This is a genomic window from Acinetobacter sp. YH12144, from assembly GCF_013418345.1.
Taxonomy (GTDB): Bacteria; Pseudomonadota; Gammaproteobacteria; order Pseudomonadales; family Moraxellaceae; genus Acinetobacter; species Acinetobacter amyesii.
Map to the genome: position 1 here is coordinate 97,276 of NZ_VPCD01000012.1, position 19,026 is coordinate 116,301.

The following is a 19,026-nucleotide window of genomic DNA, read 5'->3' on the forward strand; positions in this document are numbered from 1 at the left end:
GGGGGGCTTGCTATTTTCGCCTGATGGGCCTTTTCGACATGCGGCTGCGTTTGCCATCGAAGAAGGCCAATACTCTGAACCAATAGAGTGATTCTTCATACCCCAAGCTGTGCGTTGGACGTGCAGGCGGGATGAGCCCCAGTTTGCGTCCTAAACTGACAATCACGTAGAAGCGAACGGAAAATACCTATACGAGCCTGAAACTGTGGCTGAAGTTGAGCATATTCTAGGTGCTGTTGTTGTTCTATTAAGACAGCCGATTTATTCACTCGGTTTAGGCTGTGTGATTAATGTGTTTAGAACAGCCCAAGCTTTAAATATTGGGCTTGAAATTGGGGCAGAGAAGGATAACTTGTATCTCAAACCTGATCTGACAGTTACCCATTTTTTATTGTTTCTATCAGGTTAAATTTTCTAGATGTGTATGAAGGCTAATTGCAGAAATTTGATTGATATTGGTACACAAACTGAGTCTTTGTTGCTGTCGAAGTTGGTGCATTATATTGGGTTAAACCTTTTAAAGCACTGAAGCTTAAAGCAGCACGATCAACTACTTTTCTTGTGAAATTCGCATTGGGATCTGAATATTTAAACGAAATTTCTGCTAAAACAGGTTTTAGACTACCGTAAGGCAATAGGGTATACCATAAACTTAACTCTAAATCTGCATCGAATTCACCTAAATCAATCGTTGCACCACTATATTTTCGTTCATAGATAGTTAGACCACCAACTTGATTCAGGGCTAGACTATTATTAAAATTATAGTCATTTTTGAAGCCAGTAAATAGAATATTGATATCCTCAAAATCGTTAATGGTTCGCGAGGTTGGTACGGTTGTTGACTTGCTTGCAACTACAAGGAAACTCAAGTTATCTTTACGAGTAATGTCATCTTCTAGCTTAGTTTTTGCGCCTGATACATTGCTAGTCAAATCTTTGAAGTCAGCAATATAATGGTCATATCCACGATACTTTAAAGTTACTTCTTTTGTACCATTTTCATTACGCTCTCTGAAGCTGTATCCCATATTTTTTAAAGTACAGCTTCCTTGAGTATCGTAAAAGCGGATTTCTCTTTGTGTATCAAAGATCATAGCACCAGTTACGTCACGACTGATTTTATTTTCAATCGCATTTTTCACCGCTGAAAAATAGCTATTTATGCTGCTTGCTTCATTTCCATAATTAAAATTTATGGGATCTAATAGTACTTTGTATTCGCGAGATGTGACTTTGGGAGATGCATAGCTCAGCGATGGTAGCACTGTAATTGCCAAGAAAGTTATCAAAGCCGATTGAGTTATTCTCATTTTTCTCTCTAGACAAAAGTTGAATTTAAAAAGCCCAAAAGTTTTAGCTTTTGGGCTTCATTCATTGTTATGGGTTGAAAAGATTTAACTTATCGGCAATATATAAGGTAGGTGTATCGACACGCATGCCCACATTATCCAAATACTTTTGCTCTAAACCATTGGTTGTCCAAAGACCCATGTCATCATCATTCACAATGCCAAGAGTTTGTCGGTTAATCAACCATAGACCTTCCATTTTGTCATGCGCATAACTTACACGTTTACCCATATCCAATACCAATGTTTTACTTACTGGCTGAATATTTAGTGCTTGTAATGCTTCCCATTTTTTATCGTTATTGATGAAATATTGCTCGAGGGTTTTACCTGCAATCGTTAAACCAAGTTTAGGATCTTGCACTAGATCGCCCTGAGTTGCGATATCCTCCAAATTGGTAGCATCCTTCAGATCAATACGATAAACATGTTTCATGATATTCGGATCGTCTTTAAGGAATTTGCCATCACGTTCCAGTACTAAAAACTCATGATCATTAATCGCAATAATAGCTGAGTTTGAGTTAGCATCAATTTCTTGACGATAGAGATACTGAGCAACTTTTCCTGTTTCAAGATTGATCGTCACAATACGTGTTAAGGTTGATTTATTAACAGCTTTAGTCGGTAAGTCCATTGTCGATTGCATAATCCCAACCAATGTTTTTTGGTCAGGTGTAATAGTTAAACCTTCCATACCACGGTTGGCACGACGATAACTAAATTCTTGCGGTAAAGTGAAGGTATTGCGCACATCATTTACAAAAGGATTAATACGACCAATTTCTTTTCCATTGGCATCATAGTGCACAATGTGAGGACCATATTCATCACTCACCCAGAATGTACCATCATTCAATGCTGCCAAACCTTCAGAATCGAGACCGTAATCATCAAGTTTGATAGGGTTCGTTATTGGGTCATAAGGCTTTGATGGATCTTTAGCGATGACCTTGCCATGAATATCGTAAGGTGTTTCGCCTGTACCACCTAGTGCAGCAGTATTCGGTAATCCACTAATATTATTTCCATCACGATCTTTTAATAAAATCGTTTTGATGAGTTTGATTGAGCCATCATCTTGTACCTCAAACAACCCAATTTTAGGTATATAGTCTGGCATTGGAAAAATCTTACCAGCACCATTCACGCCATCATTATAGTCAGCATTTGGGCCACGATCTGTGATTGCGTAAAATTGTTTATTGTTCGTAGGATGGGCAGCAACATCAGAGCCAAAGCCACCCTGTCGAAGTGTAAATGCACTCGCAATAGTTGTTCCATTCGCCTTAAAGCTTGTTAAGTTTTGGTAAGGCAATGCAACCCCTTGGGCAAATAAGTTTGGACCACACTGGATGGAGCTTTGCTGGATTTCATTCGCATCCAACTCACCATTTTGATTTTTATCCAAACCACTTTCAATACGTGTTCCAGCACTCCAGCAATCATCATTTCCAAGTACTAAAGGCGTCTGTTGAATCAAACTATTCAATCCATTTTGACCATTGTCCCCATCATCAGTACATGCGGTTAATAAAATTGTCGAAGCTAATAAAGCTAAGGTTAGTGGTTTTTTTTTCATTTTTTTGAAGCATCATGTTTAAAAAGCTTCATCATAAGAAGCAAAAATGACAATTACATGAATGAAATATGATCAATGTAAAATTTTAGCAAATTAAAAATATCAGTAGTTTGTGGGGGTTATATCTAGGTTTTCTTCATTATTTATCAAATGTGGTTTGAGGTAAAATTAAAATAAAACTTTAAACTGCCACAGTATTCTAGATATAAGCAGCCTTATTATGAAGCTGTCTCATAGGGCAGGGTTATACCAATGCTAAGTTTGAAGTGATTGAATCATCCTACTTACTAACGACACAATGTGACGTGTCGAAATTTATGTTTATTGAAAATTCCCCCAAATAATTTAAATTACTGTAATATTTTCCAATAGTTAAAACATTGCTAGTAGCATCATCAACTTAAATGTACTGTGTTGCAGGTAATAGAATTAAGACATCAGAAATAGCTTCAGCACCATGACTAAACCACAGGCAATGGTGATGACAGTGGTTCAACAGATTATCAAAAGTTACTTCCAACTGTCGCTTTAGGCTGGGATATATTACCTGAGCTTTATACTTATGCTAGCTATGGCAAAGGCTTCGAAACACCAACCTTTACCGAGATGGCCTATCTTACAGTAGGGACTTCAGGCATTAACTTTAATTTAAAACCTGCGACCAGTGATACCGTAGAACTTGGCTTAAAATCGCAGAATACCTTAGGGTTATTTACTTTTGCTGTATTTCATACTGAAACTAAAAATGACATTGTGCCTGACGATGCCAATGGCGGGCGAAGCACATTTCGTAATGCAGAAAAAACCTTACGTGAAGGCTTAGAGTTATCGTGGCAAAAACAGCTCTGGCAAGCACTCAATATTCGAACCAGTTATAGTTATTTAGATGCGACTTTTGATGCTGATATTCCAGCGACCACAACCAAACCGCTGATACAAAAAGGAACATATATTCCAGGTATTGCCAAGAATCAAGCTTTTGTAGGCTTGGCATGGCAACCTGAGCAGGGATTTCAGGCAGGCTTAGAAGCACGTTATATGGACAAGATTTATGTCGATGATATCAACTCTGATACTGCACCAAGTTATACGGTCGTTGCGGCAAATGTTGGCTATTTGTGGGTCAATAAAGACTGGAAAGTAAATACTTATGCACGACTAGATAATTTATTAGATCGAAACTATGTGGGTTCCGTGATTGTCAATGATAGTAATAATCGTTTCTTTGAGCCCGCAGATAGACGAAATTTTAATGTTGGACTATCGATAAAAAAATATTCTAACATAGGCTTTGTTGCATAAATACATAACCAACTGATTTTGTTCATTAATTTTTAGGTTGAAATTCATACAAACCTATTTAAATCAGAAGCTTACAAAATCTTTATGCAACAAAGCCGTGGAACAGCCACAAATAAACTCAGTAATAAATTTTTAAACATATTAATCCCCCGTTAAGTAACGGATTATAACAGCCGTAACTATCTAATCACATGCAAAAAGTAGCCGTTTCGCCTTTTCCTGTCCTCACATGATGCAAGCGGACCATACATCTTAATCAGATAGAAATCGAGTCGAGGTAAATCAATCCATCACAAATGGAGCAGAAATTATGCTTGATCACACTCTTGGTTAATGCTGAAAAGTCTTTGAGTTTTAATTAATAAATAAGTGTATCCATGTCTACCCTCAACTTTACTTATTTTCAGATAGCAACCAATCGAGAGCACTCATTTTTACAATACCATTATAATTCGCTTCAGTCCCTATCGTGTCTAAGGTAAGCAAATACTTGGGATACGAATCAGAAATTTTCTGTAATGGACGTAACTCTCGGCTGAGTGTCTCCTCATTGAGCGTTTCTAATGCCACCTGATAATAAGTTAAATTCTGTAAAGTATCGACAGCAACAAAATCAATTTCATATTCATCAACCCGCCCTACATAGACCGTATAACCTCGTCTGACAAGCTCAAGATAAATCACATTTTCTAAGATATGACCTTGATCAGCATTAGCATCAGGCAACATAATCCGGCGCAATCCGACATCAACTAAATAGTATTTTTCAGAGGATTGTAATAACTCACGCCCGCGTACTTTAAATTGTGCGGCACTATAAAATAACAAACTGTCCTGTAAGCCCTGAATATAGCGTTTTACTGTTTCAAATGAAATTTTAACCCCACTTGAAACAAAGGTATTTTTAATTTTATTGATGGAAATAGGTGAGCCTGTCACGCTTGCCAAATATCTTGCGACACGCTCGAGAGAGTTAATATCGGCAGTATTCAAACGGGGAATAACATCTTTAAACATTACACTGGCATAGACTGCTTGCAAGTAATCATAAGTTTCCTGCTGGCTAGTCATGGCAAGCGTATAAGGGAAACTACTGCGCGTATACATGGCATACAAATCACGATTTGATAATTGTTGGATGATCGGATTATTTTCAATATGCCACTGTTTAAATTCTTGGAATGACAGAGGTAGAACATGTTGCTCGATATAGCGTCCTGTAAGTAAAGTCGCAAGTTCTCCACTTAGAAAGAATGCATTTGAGCCTGTAATATATAAATCGATATAATCCCGAACATATAAAGAGTCGACTACTTTCTCAAAATTTGTAACATGTTGTATTTCATCTAAGAAAACATAGTTTTTTTTACTTTTATCAACTTTGGACAATACATAATCATGTAGTTTACGGTAATCGGTGAGTTCTTCAAATTCCATAAATTCGAAGTTGATGGCAATGATGTTTTCGGCTTGTACACCCTGTGCTTTTAGGATTTGTTGAAACATTGCCAATAAGGTGGATTTTCCAGAGCGACGCACACCTGAAAGTACTTTAATGACATCACGGTCTTGCCATGTATTCAGAAATTTTAAGTAGCCATCACGTCGAATATTAGCGCTTCTCATTATTTACACTTGGAATCTAAAGTTTTAATAAATTATATCAAATTTTAGAACGTATATGTAAATATATTTAATTTTAAAAAAAGTTTAAGGTTAAGTGAAACATTCAAAGCTGCTGTTGAAGTATACGGATAGTAAATGTAATAAAAATCCAGATTCTATCTTTTTTGACTCTGTACACGACAAAAAACCTAAATATGCCTAATATCGTATCTGGGTCTACTCCTTAGATGAGCAATGGTGATGCCTTGTTTTCGGATTTGTTGAGACTGTAAATAAAACTATGTAAACGCTTAAACTCCCCCAACGTTGTTGGGGTCAAACAAAAGGTGTTTACCATGAAAGATGAAGCAATGTTGGCACTCGCTAAAGAGTTAGCCAAGAACCTAAAAACCGAACTCGATCTCAATAATTTTAGTCGGGCTTTAAAGAAATTGACTGTTGAAACTGCCCTTAATGCGGAACTCACCGACCATTTAGGTTACGAAAAGAATAGTCCACGAACAGGTAAAAATGCTCGCAATGGTTACACAACGAAGCGTCTACTGACTGATGATGGTGAGTTTGAACTAGATACCCCTAGAGATCGTGAGGGTAAATTTGAGCCACAGCTTATCAAGAAAAATCAGACCCGTATCACAAAGCCAATTTCTGCTTTTGAGTGAGGTAAAGCAATTTGAACCGTTAACATATTAGTAGAAATAGGATCTAATGGTGCAGAGCAGGATAAGGCAATAAATGCAGGTTTATTCGGTGGTGGTGAGCGATCATTCTTTGGTTTACCATCAAATAAGCGAATCCATTTGGATACAAGATTTGCATTCAATCCATGTTGCAAAGCGACCGAAGCAATTGAAACGTCAGGTGCTTTACAAGCCTGAACGATCTGCTGTTTAAATTCAGCACTGTATGTTCTTCGTTTTTTCGCTAGAGATGCGATGGATGTCTGATTATTTGTCGTCATAAATTTAAGTCCCCACTTGTTTTTAAGTGGGGACTAAATTAAGGCTTATAGGATGAATTCATAAGGTGTGTTCAGCGGACGCTTACGAAAAAACAGCCAAGTGCTCATATGGTACAGTTATATCAAGAACAATGGTCAGATTGGCTATCAACGACACATGTGGCAAGTGAAGGTGTCCTGCAGAATGAAAGTTAAGTGTCTATTGAGGGGTACAATCTAATGGGAGAAATTGAAAAATAAAATACCATTGAATATTTGGTCATTATTTGTTAATTTCTGCGCAAAATTTAACATGCAATAAATTTATGTTCAAAAAAAATATAGTATTAAAAAGTATTTTGCTTACTTTGGGTGGTTTTGTTGTTACTCCTTTTGCATTTGCAGAAACATTTGATCCAGCGATAGATGGTTTGATTCGAAACCAGCAGCGCCAAGCAGAACTAGAAAAAATTATACAACCAGAACGTGATGTTAATTTAGATGTCATCCAAAAAAAAGAAGCTGTACAACTTACCGACCTTGAAGATCAGAATTGTTTTGAAATCAAGACAGTTGAACTTGATGGCGAAATGAGTAAGCATTTTGATCAATATGTGCAACAAGCGTTAAAAGATTTAAGTTTTACTCCAGGTTTATGCATGGGTGAGCAGCGAATTAATCTGTTGATGACGCAAACGCAGAACATCATCATTGGCCGAGGCTTTACTACGACACGAATATTGGCTGCACCTCAAAACTTAAGTACAGGCGTATTAAAACTCACCGTCATTCCGGGATTAGTTCGAGAAATCAAACTCGATTTAAGTGATGAGGAAAATACCCGAGCAGGCCGAATTCAATATGCCAAAAATATCTTTCCAATGAAGAGTGGCGATATTCTCAATTTACGTGACTTAGAGCAAGGCTTAGAAAACTTAAAAAGACTGCCTACAGCGGAAGCTGATATTCAAATTATTCCTGCAGATGCGCCCAATCAAAGTGATGTTATCGTCAAATGGAAACAGCGAAAAATTCCAATTCGCGTGACCTTAAGTGCTGATGATGCCGGTAGTCGTCAAACCGGTAAATACCAAGGTAACATCACCGTTTCAGTCGATAACCCTTTATTTAGAAGTGACTTATTTTACGTCACCATGGGCCGTAACTTAGCAGATCAGCAAGAGATTACGGATCAAAATGGAACCACTGTGAAGAGCGGAACCCATAACTATGCCCTTCATTATTCAGTCCCTTATAAAAACTGGCTGATCAGCGCCAATGCGAGTCGATACAATTATGACCAAGCTGTTGCAGGCACCAATAATGTCTATAACTATAATGGAGAAAGTCAGACTCAAGACTTAGGCTTGACCCGATTGCTTTATCGGGATGCCAAGCGTAAAACCTCAGCGACCTTGAAAGGCTGGCATCGAGAATCTAAAAGCTATATTGATGATGCCGAACTGACCATACAGCGCAGAGATGTTGCGGGTTGGCAGTTAAACCTTGATCATCGTGAATATATTCAATTTGCAGTGCTGGATTTGAGTCTAGGGTATAAGCGAGGCACAGGTGCATTCGATTCATTACCAGCAGTTGAGGAAGCGCTGAACGAAGGTACATCACGGATGAAGATCTGGACGCTAGATGCCAATCTGAATGTTCCGTTCCAATTTGAGAACCAGCAATATAGCTACTCAAGTGCCTTTAGAGCGCAATACAATGACACCCCGCTGACCATCCAAGACCGGCTTTCCATTGGTGGAAGGTATACAGTACGCGGTTTTGATGGTGACCTAACCCTAGCAGCAGACCGTGGCTTCTACTGGCGCAATGATTTAGCCATGTCTATTTTTCCCGCACATCAATTCTATATGGCCTTGGATGCTGGGCATGTTGATGGTCAATCTGCCCAATGGCTTTTAGGTAAAACCCTTGTGGGTGGTGCGATGGGGCTACGTGGTCAATTTAAGGTGGGTGGCACTTTTTACTACGATATATTTATCGGTAAACCAATCAAGAAGCCTGAATATTTCCAAAATTATGATTTGAATTATGGTTTTAGTGCCAGTTATTCATTCTGATCTAAAGAAAAGTACAAACTAAAAAATGAGCTCGTAGTATTAAAGCGAAAAAATCTCCCAAATAAAGACACATTGGTAATTGAAAAATGAATAAGAACTGCTATAAAACGATTTTTAGTCAAACCCGTGGTGAAATGATTGCTGTTGCAGAAAATGTCGCAGCTGCAGGACAAGCCTCAACACAGAATAATAAAGCGGTTGATCTTGAAACACCAGTCGTTGCTTCTGAAAAAAGTTTAGCTTTAAAAGTTCTTTCATTTTCATTGATGCTGATTACAGGCACTGCCCTGATCAATGCATCTATTGGTGTATCGCACAGCAATGTTGTTGCAGACTCGAATGCGGCAGGCAATCAGCGTCCAACGATATTGAACAGTGCCAATGGCACAACGCAGGTGAATATTCAAACCCCAAGCAAAGCTGGGGTATCGGTGAATCACTACCAGCAATTTGATGTGAATCAGAACGGTGTCATTTTAAATAACAGCCGCCAAAATACTCAAACGCAGCTTGGGGGTTATATCCAAGCCAATCCGTGGCTTGCAGGCGGTGAAGCCAAAGTCATTGTTAATCAGGTGAACGGCAGCAATCCAAGTCACTTAAATGGCTATGTAGAGGTCGGTGGACGTAAAGCAGATGTGATCATTGCCAACCAAGCTGGGATTAATGTCGATGGTGGCGGTTTTATCAATGCAGGTGGGGTGACTTTAAGTACCGCCAATCCGAATATTCAAAATGGACAAGTGACAGGTTATCAAGTCCGTGACGGGGTGATTAACATCACAGGTCAGGGCTTGGATGCCAGTAAAGCCGACTATACCCAGTTACTCAGCCGTGCTGCACAGATCAATGCGGGGATTTGGGCTAAAGAATTGACGGTGGTTGCTGGACAAAATGATATTGAAGTTAATCCGCAGGCTGGTGCGATACAGGCGGCTTCGGGGTTGGCAGGCACTGTGCCACAGTTTGCCATTGATACCAGTCACTTAGGCGGAATGTATGCGGGCAAAATCAGTTTAATCAGTACCGAACAAGGGGTTGGGATTAACAATGCAGGGCAAGTGTTTGCTTCAGCCGGGCATATTAAAATCAGTGCCAATGGCGAGCTGCAAAATAGCGGTGCAGTAGTTGCAGAAAATAAAGTCGATAGCACCCCAGCGAGTTTAAATCTTCAAGCAAAAGATTTAAACAATAATGGCAAGATATTAAGTCTAGGCGATCAACGCATTCAGGCTGAAAACGTCAACAATACCGGCCTCATTAATAGCCAAGGTTTAACTCGTATTGATGCCAGTCAAGGCATCCAAAACGTGGGTACAGGTCAAATCTATGGTGACCATATTGCCCTGCAAGCCGCGCATCTTCTCAATGCAGAACAGCAAACCAATGGCGATGTCAAAGCAGGCACGATTGCGGCACGTCAACGCTTAGATATTGCAGGCGGAAAAATTGAAAACCGAGAACAAGCCTTAATTGCCAGCGAAGGTGCGCTGACTGTTGGTGGACAACTCAATGCAAACCATATGGCAGAAGGCTCTGCCGCATTATTAGACAATGCCAGTGCACGTATTCAATCCGTGGGTGATATGTACTTAGGCGTGGATATTTTGACCAACCGAAATTTGCATTTCAGTTCAAGTGTCAAAGAAATACCAGAAACCCGCAAAGATGTGACCGCTTATCAAGGTGCTGGAAGCGCTGAAATTCTTGATTCATCGCATATTACAGGTCGTGGCAGTTATGACAGCATTTATCTGGATGGTCAAAAATATGAAGACTATACCCGATATATCTACAACCAGTACGAAACCCAACACTATGTGGATTCCAGTGCACCAGCGGAGATTATTTCAGGTGGCACACTGACGCTAAAAGGCCAAAGCCTGACCAATGACAAGAGCCAAATTCTAGCGACGAAAGGCATTAATATTGAACAAAATGAAGTGAATAATATTGATGCTGAGGGTGAGCATCGTGTGATTAAAACGGGGACATCACAGTATCACTATGTAGGTTGGAATACATTAGGTACAAGTAAACGAAGTAAGTGGAACAGTGTTAAACCCTATAATCCAGCTGATATCGTAACGCCAATAAAACTTGATGTGGTGAAATATGATGGTGCTCACCAAGGCACATTAAATGGTGATACCTCAGAACTCAGCTTACCGCTGCAATCCTTATACAGCGTTAATAAAGAAAATAATAACCGCCCTTTGATTGAAAGCAGCGATGCCTTTACCAATTATAAAAATTGGTTAGGCAGTGATTACATGCTGCAAATGTTCACGACCAACCCACAAAATATGCAAAAACGTTTAGGGGATGGTTATTACGAGCAAAAACTGGTCAATGACCAAATTGCACAACTGACGGGTCAAGTTTATTTAGATGGTTATACGAACTTCGAGGATCAATTCAAAGCCTTGATGGATTCTGGGGTAAGTGCTGCCAAAGATCTTAATTTAAGTGTTGGAGTGAAGCTCTCAGAAGCACAGATTGCTCGATTGACCAGTGATATGGTGTGGCTGGTGACAGAAACCATTACCGTTGATGGCGAAAAAATCCAAGTCTTGGTACCGAAAGTGTATGTTGCGGTACAGTCGGGGGACTTAAACAACAAAGGTGCCTTGATTGCAGGCGAGACGGTCAATTTAAAACTGAGTGGGGATTTAAACAACCAAGGCAGTATTGCTGGACGCCAATTGGTGAGTCTTGAAGCCAATAACATTAATAACGTGGGTGGCTTAATACAAGGTCGAGATGTCTTTGCGACAGCACACACCGATATCAATAATATTGGTGGGACAATGACCGCCAATCAAATCCTTGCCCTTGATGCGGGCCGAGACATTAACAACATCACCACGACGATTAAAACTGAAAATAAGCACGGTTTAAGTGAATTTAGCGCTGAAAACATTGGCCGTGTTGCTGGGCTGTATGTACAAGATGCGGATGGTCAGCTGGTTGCCAATGCCAAGAATAATATCAATCTGACTGCATCAGATCTACAAAGCCAAGGTAGCATTGCGATCCAAGCGGGACAAGACCTGAATCTTTCTACGGTGAATGTCAGTCGCAGTGATTTAAGCTCAGCAGGTGACAAGGATCAGATTCTGAATGCTTCGAGTCGAGATGTAGGGACGCAGATTCAGGCGAAAGGAAATATTTCCCTGCAAAGTGGTGCCAATACTCAGATTAAAGCCAGCACCTTGAACAGTACGTCGGGCAATGTAGTGATTGATGCTGGACAAAATGTCTTGATCGAAAATGGACGAGATGAACGCAGTTCTCAGCTTGCAGCCCAAGAAAAAGGTGGCTTCTCTACAACAGATAAAAAAATCCAATCTTCGACCAGTCAATCGATTGCAACCGACATCCAATCGGGTGGCAATATCCTGATCAATAGCCAAACAGGAGATATTCAAGCCACGCACCTGCAAGCTGGTGCGAAAGACAGCATTCAAATTACGGCAAACCAAGGCAATGTAAAACTTTTGTCAGATATTGATACTGATATAAAGAGCACGGAAACAGCCAAGAAAAATACAATTCAATTTAAAAACCGTCAATCAGGATATATCGACGAAGATGTTGCACAAACACAGCTCAAAGCTGGCAAAAATGTTGATATCAATGCCGGTAAAAATATCGAGCTGCAAGCCAATGATATACAAGCTCAAGACAATATTTATATTGGCAATAAACAATTCGAACGCCAAGCGGATGGCAGTTTAAAATCCAAAGATGGTAATGCCCTGCCCGAAAATGTCAGTCTGACGACATTAGAAACCAATGATCAGCAATGGGATGAAACCCAAAAAGGTTATCGTGGCATTGCCAAAGACTTAATGAAAGTGACTGCTGTTGGCTTAGCGGGTATTGAGGCTTTAGCTCCGGGATTAAAAGCACCGAAGATCACGATCGGAGAATCATCGAGCACACGGACTGAGCAAAGAACACAAACAGGGACCGATCTTGGTGCCAATAATGTCTATGTGGGTTCAGCAGGTCAAACGACACTGACCAGTAGCAACATTGATGCACAGAACACGGTCTTAGCGGGCAAAAAAGTCACGCTCGATGCAGCAGAAGAACAACACAAAACTGTTACGTCAAACAGCAAAGAAACGGTACAAGGTCTTGGGGTTAAGCTGAATAAAGACAGCATTCGAGTGGGCGGCTTTGTACTTGAAGACGCAGAGAATACCGTTAAAACTACAGCCACAACGCATAAGTCAGGCAATATCAATACTGAAAATTTAACAATTCAAGGTGCAGAAGGTGTAGATATCCTCGGCCAAAATATCACAGCGACAGGTGATACGATCATTGATCATGGTCGAGGAAATCTTAACATAGGCGGTTATGAAAATAAAACCACCACAGAAGAAAAGACTCATACTGAAACCATCAGTACAGAAGTCGGCATTCGCAATGCCTATTTAGATGCAATCTTAGCGGTAGAAGCTGTTGCAGATGCAACTAAAGCCTTATCTAAAGCTAAAGATGATTATAGCCAAGCACAACGTGACTATGCAGCGGGTCGAATTACCAAAGGAGCCTTAGATGACAGCAAAGCCAATGTCGCAATGGCAACGGCCAATGTGGCAAGTGCACAGATTGCTGTAGGGGCAGCAGCCGCATCTGCGGCTGCAAGCAGTGCAACCTATGGCTTTACTATTGGTGCCAATGGTGAAAGGATTGAAACTACGACGACCACGAATACAGAACAAAGCCAATGGCAAGGTAGCAACTTAGATTTAAATAACCTTCAGCTTAAATCAGAAGGCCAAGACATCAATATCCAAGGCAGCCGAGTGAATGCAACAGGCACCACGACCTTTGATGGCAGCAAAGACCTCAATGTGACTGCAGGCGTCGAGCATAGTAAACAGGACAGCAATAGTAAAACCAATAGCCAAAGTGTGAGCTATACCTATGGCGGTGGCGGCAGTGCTTCAATAGGCAAGCAAACCAGCCAATCACAAAACGAAAGCCTCACCCACGTAAATAGTGAAGTTGTGCTGAATCGTACTGAAGGTGCAATAGACAAACTGAATATTCAGGGCGGTGAGGTTTCTATCGCTGACCGAGGTAATCTACAAGTAAATCAGATCCATGTAGAAAGCTTGCAGGATACAGAGACTAGCAGTAATAGCAGCAAAGGCGGAAATATTGGCTTAGGTTTTGGTTCTAACGGTAAAGCCAGCAATATCAGCGCTGGCTATAACCAAAGTAAGGGCAGCATTGACAGTGCATGGGTAAATGACACTAGTAAGCTGCTGATTGGCAATGCGCAGAACGATGCTGATCTAGATGCGATGGGTGTTAAAAATATTACCAGTATTGGTGGTGTGATTGCCAATGCGACGAAGAATGAAGACGGCACATTAACGGATCACGGTAAGCTGAACTATTCAGGCGAACTTGCGCTGAAAGACATAGAAGATCATAACTACAACAGTAGCAGTGGTTTTAATGTATCAACGACGATAGGCAAAACCACGAACAACAAAGATGGAGAAAAATCCAAATATCCAAACGGTTCAACCACCATTGGCCTTAACAGCAGTGGACAAGAAACAGAACAATTGACTAAGGCAACGATGGGTCAAGGGACTGTTGCAAATGCCCCAGACAGCACCAATCGGGACATTAATAATACGCAAGAAATTACTCGTGACCAAGTGACGGGCATGCTGGATGGTTCTGTGACGGTTGATCAGCGTTTACTGAGTAAGAGTGGACGGGCGGAGATTATTCAAGAGCAGAAGGAATTACCTGAAAATTTCCGTCAAAGTGCTGAAAATATTGTGAAGCAAATGCCTGAGGGAGAATATAAAGAGAAGGCTTTACAAAGTTTAAATAATATACAAGCAAAACTTTATAGTTTACCAGCAGATTTTGAGGGTTTAGAGGAATATGGGCAGCAAGTTGCAGGGGAGCTATTGAAAAATGGTCTTGAAATTAAAGAGGTCGAAAAGATTATAGATACAGATAATTATTGGTATGCAATTCAAAAATTATCTGCTGTCCAAGAACAATTAGATATTTTGAGTCAGAATGGTAGTGGCATTGAACAGATTCTTAATTCTGAGCTCTCTAAAGAGCAACCAATAGTCAACTCAAACTCCTTAATTAGTATATTAGCTGAAAATACAGATAGTTCTCTTGCTGTAAAAGAAACGGATTTACTAGGTTTTAAATTTTTACATGCGGCAGCAGAAATTAGTAAAAATATAGAAAAAATTTCTGTAGATAGTGGTGTTGACATTGAAAAAATACAACTTGCTGCTAGCGTGTTGTTAGGAGGGCCTGTAAAAGCAACAGCAGGATATATAGTTAATCAATTTAGTGGAGAATATATTGATTATGCTACAAATGCGGTATCAGATCATTTAGTAAAATCACTCTACGGACTTTCAGATGGTCTATATGATGATTGGAGTCGGTCTGAAAAAATTAGTGAGTTGAAACAGCTTGGACTAAGCGATGATGATTTTCAACGAAGTCTTAATTATGCGGAATCACTGCAAAATGCAAAGCTAGGTGCTACTTTTATTGTTGGTATAGCTGCTGAGACACTAATTTCAGGGAAAGGAAAAGCTAAAAATAGTGATGAAATATCAGTAAAACCTACTGTTCCTGATTATGTTACTCGTAATGATCATGATTTTTCTGCTACAGAAAATTATAAAGGTAAACCAAAAGCTTACATAAATGACAAAGGTGATTTGGTTGCTGCAAACCCTGAAGGAACAGGATCTGTTCAATCTCATATTAGAGGTGGTAATTCTGAGAATACACCATACATTTCAACAAGTGATCCAGCAATAGCTATTGATTCTAAAAATTATGGTGGTGAGCAAATTAAGATTGATACGAAGCGATTGCAGGAAGATATTGATGCAGGTAAGATTTCTGGTAGTCAGATTGTGACACATACCGAAGTTAGAAAGGAATTACAATCTAAAGTCGATGCAGCTCAGGCGAAATATGATCGTAATCCTAGTAAAAAAAATCGAGATAAATTAAGAGATGCAAATAAAGATTTGAATCATGCTATTAGAGATGGGGAATGCTTAATCAAAGGTTGTGTTCCATCAGAATACATAAAGAAATAGTTTGTAAGGAGTATAGAGTTGGAACAGAAGATTATAGACTTATTAAATGAGATTCCTGATAGTGTCAATTATACAGATATAGCAGAGGACTTAGATGCTGAAGATATTTCAGTTAGCCGTATAGAACAGTTAAGAGAATTATTAACAAATTCGGATGACTATATTGTATTCCAAGCTGCTAAATTGTTGACATTTTGGGGAGATGATTATGGTTTTAATGCTTTAACTGCATTATTTGAAAACAATAAATTAAATGGTTTTATTGATCATAGGCTAAATGGTTATGATGATACATTGCAACATGTTCTTAGAGCATTTATTCGTTATTGGGCTGATAAATCTGACCATGGTCTAGGTACCTTAACAAGAAAAAAATTGTTTCCATATATTGTCAAAATAATAGAGCTTGCTAATACTCAACCTTTTGGAATAGATTCTTTATTTGGTTTAATAATCGATGAGGACTTCAAAGAATATATTCCATTTTTAAAAGAACATTTAATTTCAATCATTGATCATCCAGAAATACATGGTTGGAAAATTCATGATGTTATTGAGTTATTTTTAAAAATTGAACCTGATTTTGTATATAAATTATTGGATGAAAAAGGAAAGACGTTAAAGGATTTTAATTTTTGAAATTAATGTATCGACCAGTATTGGTATTCCACAAAAGGGAACTAAAGAAGCTTCTACAGCTCCAAAAGGTTCAACGACCATTGGTATCAATAGCAGCGGGCAAGAAACAGAACAACTGACCAAGGCAACCTTAGGTCAAGGTACTGTGACGAATGTGAAAGATACGGTAATCCCCCCTAAAAATAATAGGATCTAAAAGTAGAATTTTCTCTTAAGATACGAGCAGGAGATTCTGCATGAAAACATCTAAATTTACTGATAGTCAGATCATGTCCATCTTGAAACAGGCAGAATCTGGCACACCTGTAGCGACCCTTTGCCGTGTACACGGCATGAGTAATGCTACCTTTTATAAATGGCGTGCCAAATATGGTGGTATGGATACATCATTAATGGCTCGACTGAAAGAGCTAGAAGCCGAAAATACCAGACTTAAAAAGATGTATGCGGAAGAGCGATTAAAGGCCGAAATCATCCAGGAAGCGATGGCAAAAAAGTGGTAAAGCCATCTTGCCGGCGTAAGATGGCACAACAGGCAGTTGCCCAGCATGCCATTAGTATTCGTTTGGCTTGTAAAGCATTTGGCATTAGTGAAACCTGCTACCGCTATCAAGCCAAACTCAGCGATGACAATGCACTCATTGCTGAACAGCTCATTGAACTCACTGAGGAAAATTCCGATTGGGGCTTTGGTTTGTGCTTCTCGTATTTACGGCATGTTGAGAGTTGCTGCTGGAATCACAAGCGGGTTTACCGCATTTACTGTGAGTTGGCACTGAATCTGCGTATTAAACCGAGAAGAAGACTAAAACGGCATGCGCCTGAACCATTGAAAGAACCAATCCGAGAAAATCAGGTTTGGTCATTAGATTTTATGCATGATCAGCTTTCCGATGGTCGCAAGTTTCGATTATTGAATGTGATTGATGATTACCGCCGCGAAGGCCTAGCCATTGAAGCAGGGTTCTCATTGCCCACAATCAGGGTTATTCGTACGTTGAATCAATTGCTGGAGTGGAGAGAAAAACCGTTAGTGATCCGATGCGATAATGGTCCCGAATTTATCAGTCACGAATTTGTGCGCTGGGCTACTGAGCATGGTATTCGTATTGAATATATTCAACCGGGTAAGCCACAGCAGAATGCGTATATTGAACGCTATAATCGGACCATACGTTATAGTTGGCTGAGCAAGCATTTATTTGATACTTTGGATGAAGTACAAGATTATGCAACAAACTGGTTGTGGCATTACAACCATGAAAGACCACATCAAGCTAACAAAGGAAAGCCACCTCTAATGGCTGCTTAACCTCTGCTTTTAACTTCGGTTATTTATGGGAGGATTACCATACCACCAACCGTGATATCAACAATACCCAAGAAATTACTCGTGATCAGACCACAGGTATGCTGGATGGTTCAGTAACGATTGATCATCGATTACTGACAGAAGCTGGACGACAGGAGATTATTCAAGAACAGAAGGATTTGCCAGAGAATTTCCGTCAAAGTGCAGAAAATTTAGCACAAGCCTTACCAGCGGGTGAGTATAAAGATAAGGCTTTACAAACACTAAATAATATTCAGGCAAGGCTTTACAATTTACCAAGTGAATATAAAGAAACGGGTGTAGTTGGTGACAAAGTTGCAAGTGAATTGCTCAAACGAGGGATAGAGCCAAAAGAAGTTGAAGCTTTATTTTCTAAATTAGATTTTTTCTATGCAGCAAAAGAGTTTAGTGAAATTCAGAGTCAACTAGATACATTAGCTCAATCTGGTGTTGGTTTAGAAACGATTTTTAAACAACCTAAAATAGGCGTAAATGAACAAGAAGTAATTTATGCGAAAGGAACTGACATTGAGACAAAAGTTACGACCCAAACCACAGTTGGTATGACGATATTAAGCAATATTGCTGATTTAGGAAATAATATAAAGCAGATTAGTGAAGATACTGGAGTTGATTTAGGTACTGTTCAACTTGCGGTAGGACTAATGATTTCAGGCCCAGTCCGTTTAGCAATTGAGACAGGAAAATCTTTAGCTTTAGATAGTGCGGTAGGAGCTGAAATAGCTCAAGGATTTGATGCGCTGGCGACATCATTAACTGCCGCCGCTCATGTTACCAATTCAAATACGATTAATAATTGGACTAATTCAGAGAAAGTTAAAGAAATTGAAGCCTCAACATCTGAAAATAAATTAGATGAATTGAAATTTGCAAATGAAATTGAAAAAAATCTCTGTACACGACAAAAATAGATAACTCATTGAAATAATGTCACAATAATTGTTTTCTAACGACGAATACTATGACACATCTCAATGAGTTATATCTTATCTTAAACAAATCTCTAAAATGGAACAA

10 protein-coding genes and 3 pseudogenes are annotated in these 19,026 nt (G+C 39.4%); 8 read left to right on the forward strand and 5 right to left on the reverse strand.

Going from position 1 to position 19,026, the window contains the following annotated elements:
• Positions 1 to 205 precede the first annotated feature (205 nt).
• The gene (locus FTU79_RS09835) at positions 206 to 409 is read left to right on the forward strand and encodes a hypothetical protein (RefSeq protein ID WP_094069354.1); all 204 of its coding nucleotides are present in this window, start codon (positions 206 to 208) and stop codon (positions 407 to 409) included.
• Between the two features lie 22 nt (positions 410 to 431).
• On the opposite strand, the gene FTU79_RS09840 is transcribed toward FTU79_RS09835, so the two are convergent.
• Together FTU79_RS09840 and FTU79_RS09845 are read right to left on the reverse strand one after the other, a co-directional pair.
• Positions 432 to 1,313 (reverse strand): hypothetical protein, encoded by an 882-nt coding sequence (locus FTU79_RS09840; RefSeq protein WP_094069355.1) that lies wholly within the window; start codon positions 1,311 to 1,313, stop codon positions 432 to 434.
• A gap of 67 nt (positions 1,314 to 1,380) precedes the next feature.
• A complete protein-coding gene (locus FTU79_RS09845) occupies positions 1,381 to 2,934 on the reverse strand; it encodes an esterase-like activity of phytase family protein (protein WP_167846514.1) in 1,554 nt (517 codons plus the stop codon).
• 474 nt (positions 2,935 to 3,408) lie between these two features.
• On the opposite strand from FTU79_RS09845, the pseudogene FTU79_RS09850 reads away from it, so the two are divergent.
• Positions 3,409 to 4,236 (forward strand): annotated as a pseudogene (locus FTU79_RS09850) (TonB-dependent receptor domain-containing protein); the annotation flags it as partial.
• Positions 4,237 to 4,504: 268 nt separating this feature from the next.
• Here the strand turns inward: FTU79_RS09850 and FTU79_RS16680 are convergent.
• Together FTU79_RS16680 and FTU79_RS09855 are read right to left on the reverse strand one after the other, a co-directional pair.
• Positions 4,505 to 4,591, reverse strand: a pseudogene (locus FTU79_RS16680) (HNH endonuclease); the annotation flags it as partial.
• A gap of 38 nt (positions 4,592 to 4,629) precedes the next feature.
• On the reverse strand, positions 4,630 to 5,862 hold the full coding sequence (locus FTU79_RS09855; RefSeq protein WP_094069408.1) for an ATP-binding protein: 1,233 nt from the start codon (positions 5,860 to 5,862) through the stop codon (positions 4,630 to 4,632).
• A 335-nt stretch (positions 5,863 to 6,197) separates the two neighbouring features.
• Here FTU79_RS09855 and FTU79_RS09860 point away from each other — a divergent pair.
• Positions 6,198 to 6,500: pseudogene (locus FTU79_RS09860) on the forward strand (transposase); the annotation flags it as partial.
• On the opposite strand, the gene FTU79_RS09865 reads toward FTU79_RS09860, so the two are convergent.
• Positions 6,485 to 6,823 (reverse strand): transposase, encoded by a 339-nt coding sequence (locus FTU79_RS09865; protein ID WP_154320127.1) that lies wholly within the window; start codon positions 6,821 to 6,823, stop codon positions 6,485 to 6,487. The pseudogene FTU79_RS09860 and the gene FTU79_RS09865 overlap by 16 nt on opposite strands.
• Positions 6,824 to 7,128: 305 nt before the next feature.
• Between FTU79_RS09865 and FTU79_RS09870 the strand changes: the two genes are divergently transcribed.
• The 5 genes from FTU79_RS09870 to FTU79_RS09890 all read left to right on the forward strand — a co-directional run bounded on the left by FTU79_RS09870 (position 7,129) and on the right by FTU79_RS09890 (position 18,920).
• The gene (locus FTU79_RS09870) at positions 7,129 to 8,886 is read left to right on the forward strand and encodes a ShlB/FhaC/HecB family hemolysin secretion/activation protein (protein WP_154320126.1); all 1,758 of its coding nucleotides are present in this window, start codon (positions 7,129 to 7,131) and stop codon (positions 8,884 to 8,886) included.
• Between the two features lie 86 nt (positions 8,887 to 8,972).
• Entirely contained in the window at positions 8,973 to 16,016 is a 7,044-nt protein-coding gene (locus tag FTU79_RS09875) for a hemagglutinin repeat-containing protein (protein ID WP_179990510.1), read from the forward strand.
• Positions 16,017 to 16,034: 18 nt separating this feature from the next.
• Positions 16,035 to 16,655, forward strand: coding sequence for a hypothetical protein (locus FTU79_RS09880; protein WP_154320123.1), 621 nt, complete (start codon positions 16,035 to 16,037; stop codon positions 16,653 to 16,655).
• Positions 16,656 to 16,891: 236 nt separating this feature from the next.
• Positions 16,892 to 17,967 (forward strand): IS3 family transposase gene (locus FTU79_RS09885; protein ID WP_154320122.1). Its coding sequence is split into 2 segments (ribosomal slippage): positions 16,892 to 17,144 and positions 17,144 to 17,967, totalling 1,077 coding nucleotides; the frame shifts between segments, so codons are not numbered across the junction.
• A 98-nt stretch (positions 17,968 to 18,065) separates the two neighbouring features.
• A complete protein-coding gene (locus FTU79_RS09890; RefSeq protein ID WP_179990508.1) occupies positions 18,066 to 18,920 on the forward strand; it encodes a hypothetical protein in 855 nt (284 codons plus the stop codon).
• Positions 18,921 to 19,026 lie beyond the last annotated feature (106 nt).

What these genes read in the sequence shown, in the direction of transcription:
- FTU79_RS09870 (WP_154320126.1), top strand. Translation starts at nt 7,129, where the DNA reads ATGTTCAAAAAAAATATAGTATTAAAAAGTATTTTGCTTACTTTGGGT.
- FTU79_RS09855 (WP_094069408.1), bottom strand. Translation starts at nt 5,862, where the DNA reads ATGAGAAGCGCTAATATTCGACGTGATGGCTACTTAAAATTTCTGAAT.
- FTU79_RS09865 (WP_154320127.1), bottom strand. Translation starts at nt 6,823, where the DNA reads ATGACGACAAATAATCAGACATCCATCGCATCTCTAGCGAAAAAACGA.
- FTU79_RS09840 (WP_094069355.1), bottom strand. Translation starts at nt 1,313, where the DNA reads ATGAGAATAACTCAATCGGCTTTGATAACTTTCTTGGCAATTACAGTG.
- FTU79_RS09845 (WP_167846514.1), bottom strand. Translation starts at nt 2,934, where the DNA reads ATGAAAAAAAAACCACTAACCTTAGCTTTATTAGCTTCGACAATTTTA.
- FTU79_RS09890 (WP_179990508.1), top strand. Translation starts at nt 18,066, where the DNA reads ATGCTGGATGGTTCAGTAACGATTGATCATCGATTACTGACAGAAGCT.
- FTU79_RS09875 (WP_179990510.1), top strand. Translation starts at nt 8,973, where the DNA reads ATGAATAAGAACTGCTATAAAACGATTTTTAGTCAAACCCGTGGTGAA.